The 4,923-nt window shown below is 27.6% G+C and carries 5 protein-coding genes; all 5 read left to right on the top strand.

From position 1 onward, the window contains the following. Positions 1-496: PilN domain-containing protein (locus tag ACIQ56_RS14375; RefSeq protein ID WP_397601736.1), on the top strand; the 496-nt coding region annotated here is incomplete at its 5' end. Positions 497-498: 2 nt separating this feature from the next. Continuing rightward, a complete protein-coding gene (locus tag ACIQ56_RS14370) occupies positions 499-1,161 on the top strand; it encodes a hypothetical protein (protein ID WP_397601735.1) in 663 nt (220 codons plus the stop codon). A 24-nt stretch (positions 1,162-1,185) separates the two neighbouring features. Then, positions 1,186-2,124, top strand: a complete 939-nt coding sequence (gene gspN, locus ACIQ56_RS14365) for a type II secretion system protein GspN (protein WP_397601734.1) — start codon at positions 1,186-1,188, stop codon at positions 2,122-2,124. Between the two features lie 495 nt (positions 2,125-2,619). Further along, positions 2,620-2,802, top strand: a complete 183-nt coding sequence (locus ACIQ56_RS14360; protein WP_397601733.1) for a hypothetical protein — start codon at positions 2,620-2,622, stop codon at positions 2,800-2,802. A gap of 62 nt (positions 2,803-2,864) precedes the next feature. Next, on the top strand, positions 2,865-4,811 hold the full coding sequence (locus ACIQ56_RS14355; RefSeq protein WP_397601732.1) for a hypothetical protein: 1,947 nt from the start codon (positions 2,865-2,867) through the stop codon (positions 4,809-4,811). The last annotated feature ends 112 nt before the right edge of the window (positions 4,812-4,923 follow it).

Raw genomic sequence — 4,923 nt, 5'->3', positions numbered from 1 at the left:
TTACTTTATTAGGTCATTTTTGTATAATAAAGAAATAGACACTTTAAAAAACCAATTTCGAAGAGATGTCGTTGCCATGTCAAATGGAGAACCTTATACTTTAAGGGCAATATCTGGCAAAAAAGATTGGGATTTTAAAACATATGGTGATGAAGCCATTCTATTTCTTAAACAAAATATGAAAGATAAACAGATTCTTATTGAAAATTATTCTTCCTTAGAACCCGCGCTTCCTTTAAGGTTAATGAATCAGGTTTCAATGGCAATTCCTAAAGATATTTACTTTGAAGTATCAGAATTTAGATTTCAAGATAATCAACTTTATATTGAAGCTGAAACAAATAACCCTGATAATATAAATAAAATTATTGATAAATTATCAAAAATAAAAGAATTAAAACAAGTTTCAAAAAAATCACAATCAAACAAAGTAGGTAGTGAAAAGAAAATAACTCACTTTTCTATTATTGCTTCAGTAACAAATGGAGAAGGGTGAAAATGAGCAATAGATATTCTGAAAATTTAGCTCAGGTAACACAAACGATAAAAACATTTATTTTTGGAGAAAACAATAGCAGACTGGATTACTTAATTAAAAATTTTTATAGATTAAATCATGAACGTCGGTCTTTGATTATTGTTTCTTCTATTATTTCTGCAATCGTGTTATTTACTCTTACCATAATAATTTATTTAGTTGGTCTATTTTCTTTACAAAATAAACTCTCAAGTGCTTACAGTAACTCAAATGCTTTAAAAGAAGTAAGACCTGCCTATGTTGCTGTTCAAACAAATTTTGACGAACTTGAAAATGGAATTAAATCTACAAATGCAAATTTATCATTAATTAGTTTATTAGATCAAAAAGCAAAAGATTTAGGGCTTCAAATTTCTGGTTTTCCTGTGAAACCTATAATTTCTAAACTTCCGAATCAAAATCCCTTAGCAGAACAGTTTCAAAAAGTAAGTGTTGATTTTAAATTATCTGGTGTTAGTTTAAAGAAAATGATGGAATATATAAATAGTGCTGAACAAATGCCTAATAAACTGAAGGTATCAAAATTTCGTTTAATATCTATAACGGAAGCAAAGCTATATTTTGATGTTTTGTTAACTGTAGAAGGTCTTATGCCAATTGAAAAACAAAATAATTCAAATTAAATTTATCAAGGTGTTTTATTAATTATGAATAAAAAAAAAATTATCGGTTATTTTTTATTAGGTATAATATCTTTTATTTTTTTAATATATCAAACGTTTCCCTATTCTTTAGTTAAAGAAAATATTGTTATAGAAATTCAAGGTATTTTAAATAGATCTAAATTCCCCCTAAATATTTCTATAAAATCTTTAAAACCTTATTGGTTAACGGGTATTGAAGTTCAGGGTCTTGAAGTTTCAAATAAATTTGATTCCAAAGGTGCCTTGGTGATAGATAACGTAACAGCTAGACTTTCTATTTTATCTTTATTTATTGGAAATATTTCTATAAATATAGATGCAAAACAAAATAATGGAGTCTTAAATTCATCAATTACATTACCTCTGTTTTCAACTATTTCTGGAGATGCTTTTGTAAAAAAAGCGGATGCGAATTTTAAAGATTTTATGCTTGATAACATTTTCAACCAAATATTGTTTGCAGTGAAGTCGTTTGAAAAACCTGAATTGGCTTTAGTTCTTCCTATCATTTCCAAAACATCTTTAGGTGGAAAATTAAACGGAAATATAGAATTTCAAGATAAAACATTTGCGAAAGTGAATTTAAATTTAAAAAATGGATATTTAAATATGGCAAACGAGTCTTTAAATATTCCAAAACAAATTTTTTCTAAAGCAATGTTAGATTTAAATTGGAATGGTAAAAAAATAAATATATCTAATGGAACAGGATTTAACTCAGAAAATATTAAGTTAGAAACAAATGGATTTATTGAAACTCCTCCCGATCCAAAATTACCTTGGCAATTAAATTTAATGATAAATCTTATAATGACAGGTGAAGTCGAAAAAGATTTTGGTTTTATCATTCCTCAATTGTTAAATTGCCCTTCAAATGTTATTTTAGCAGGTGTTATGAAAATAAATTTAGTTGGAGATTCAACTGGATTATCATGTCAATAAACAATAATTTTCATTTGATAATGCAATAAAAATTAAATTATTAAATTGTAAGCGTTAATATAATTAAATAAGACTTAATAATGAAGTATATTTTATCCCTCTTATTATATATTTTAATTATAAGATCATTATATTATTAAAATAATTTATAAATCATTATCTTATTTATATTTCTTATCTTATCTTTTTTACCAAAAAAATTAAATCCCTTCATTTTTCTAATTAATTTATCCTAAATTTTATATAAGAAACCCCTACTCAGATAAATAAGATATTTAACATTTAATTCATTAATAATATAGAGGTTTCTTGTAACTAATTGGATTTTAATCAAAAAAAATATCAATACATTCTTCTTGTTACATTATAAAATGAAATATTAACATTTTATTACGAACAATGAATTGTTATTAATTTTTGATTCATCTTATATAAATACTGCATATGTTATTTATATATTCGTAACTTTTTTTGTTTTCGCGAGGGATATACCATATGAAAAAAATTATTTTTTTAACGACAATATCAGTAATAATATTATCTTCATGTTCAAAAAATGAGAGGAGCAATTCTCAAAATGATTCTAAGTCACCAGTTATTGAATCATCATTATTAGAATCTTCTTTGTTATTTACAGGGGAGGAAAGCTTTTTATTACCGCAAGAATGCATGCCATAATTTAAAATTAACAAGGTGTTACTTTTAAAAAATAATAAATTTTTATTTAAGAAAGAAAAAAAATGATTTACCAAAAAAATAAAACAAGAATTATCAAAACCTCTCTTTTAGCGATTGCAGGAGCTACTCTCTTTGTTGGATGTAGTAATGGATTATTATCATCAAATGAAAAATCAAATGATGATATTCAAACAAGTCAATTAATAAATGAAAAAAAAGCAAAACTCGAAGTTGTTGGAGATATTCCACAAATCAAGTCAAAAATAAATAGGGACGTTGTAGAAACTTCAATTTTTATCCAAAATACTGGTGATGAAGTAGCTAAAATAACCAATATTCAAAGCTTAGCTGATGAATCTATTTCTCTTGTTTTTCCATCCACGACAATTGAGCCAACTACATCTGAAGTTTCTACTTCAAATCTATTCGTAGGTGGACGTCCTATTCAAACTTTAGGTCCTAAGTCTCTTTCAAAAGAAAATGAAGACCAAGTGCAAAATCAGCAGTTTTGCGCTGTTGATATTTCTTTAAAGCCAGGAGAATCTTGTCAAATAACAACGGCATTTAAGCCATCTAAAGTTGGGAACACAAGCCAACAAATTTTAGTAAATTATACGGATCTTCAAGGAAATACATCTTCTACTAAAGAAATAAATGTAGATTATCTTGGAATAGGAGATGCAAACCTTGTTATTGAAGCTGGTTCCCAATTGGATATCGCTTTAGGAGTTTTGGGTGATCCTGTAATTCCACAAATCAGAAATGTGATTATAAAAAATGAAGGCGAAGAAGTTGCAAAAGAAATTAATATTCTTTCAATTGAGCATCCAGCTTTTTCCATTGAACAAGAAAGCAATACTTGTGTAGGTGATCTTAATAAGGGTGAAAGTTGTTCCTTTGATATTAAATATTCACCAAGTTCAGAAATGAGCGGTAATCTTCCAATAGAAGTTTCGTATTTAGACAATTTTACCGCAGAAAATCTTACTCAAAAAGGGAGTCTTTCTTATTTGGCAACGGGAAGTGTTAGTTTAAAAGTAACACCAAATGATAGTTATCCATTAATTGCTTCTGTTTCTAAACCTGGGACAGCACCACAAGTAACAAGAAAAACAATCACTGTTAAAAATGAAGGTACAAAAAAAGCGAGTAATTTAAATATAACTTCTAATAACCCGAGTTATTTTTTAATTACGAATGACAATTGTAGCGTTCAGGGACTAGATGTTGGGCAAGAGTGTACTTTTGATGCGACTTTTTCACCTTTAGAAAATATATTGCAAGGTAGTGACTCTAAAACAGGAAACGTTGAATATAAAATTTCTTACCCAACAAAATCTGAAAAACAAAGTAAACAAATTACCATTCCATATGTAGCAATTTCTGCAAAGATATTAAATTTATCTAGTTCTGATCTATCTAGTACTTCTTCGATTTCAGGGTCTCTTGAATTACAAACTTTATGTGAAGTAAAAAGCGTATATGGGAATGGAAAACATAATATACCTATTATTCCAAATTTTACAGCGGGTTCTGAGATAATTGACAGCGCAAATGTTTTAAAGGCTACTGATTTTTATATTAAAGAAGGCAATCGCGAAATTTTGTTGACAGATAATGTTCCACAAATAAATCAGGATCTCATTCTACGTTCTCCTAATAATTATTCTTATTGCATGAATTCTGACATTCTTAAAACTAGTGGTACAGCAGCTTATTTTGCAACAAAAAAATCTGCAGCTGAACGCGATTTACGAGCACAAATTAAATGGATTAATAAAAAGGGTGAAATTACTACTGTTAAAACGTCAGACTCAGAAAATTTAAAAATTTTGGGTAAAGAATCTATGCAATATAATCCTAATTCTATGACTGAATATTTTAATATCTCTGGTGAAGGACTCGGACATTCAGGAGCTACTCATAACAATTTTACTTTGATCAGGTTTTCACCAAATCCTATGAAAGAATCTCTTTCAGTTTATAGATTGCACGTGTCCTCCCAATAAGTGATTTTTACAAAGCATAAATCCAGAATTAAATATCCTTTTGAGGAGGAGATTTAAATGGAGATGGAAAATAGAATTTTAAAATTGTCAGAACAAGTTGCTTTTGAAAGAA

The sequence above is a fragment of the Silvanigrella sp. genome (assembly GCF_044369315.1).
In the GTDB taxonomy this organism is placed as follows: Bacteria; Bdellovibrionota_B; Oligoflexia; order Silvanigrellales; family Silvanigrellaceae; genus Silvanigrella.
Note: the sequence above shows the minus strand (reverse complement) of the source record. Positions and strands in the feature narration are given on the sequence as shown.

Coding starts and splice junctions, on each gene's coding strand:
- ACIQ56_RS14370 (WP_397601735.1), top strand. CDS start 499: ATGAGCAATAGATATTCTGAAAATTTAGCTCAGGTAACACAAACGATA.
- gspN (WP_397601734.1), top strand. CDS start 1,186: ATGAATAAAAAAAAAATTATCGGTTATTTTTTATTAGGTATAATATCT.
- ACIQ56_RS14360 (WP_397601733.1), top strand. CDS start 2,620: ATGAAAAAAATTATTTTTTTAACGACAATATCAGTAATAATATTATCT.
- ACIQ56_RS14355 (WP_397601732.1), top strand. CDS start 2,865: ATGATTTACCAAAAAAATAAAACAAGAATTATCAAAACCTCTCTTTTA.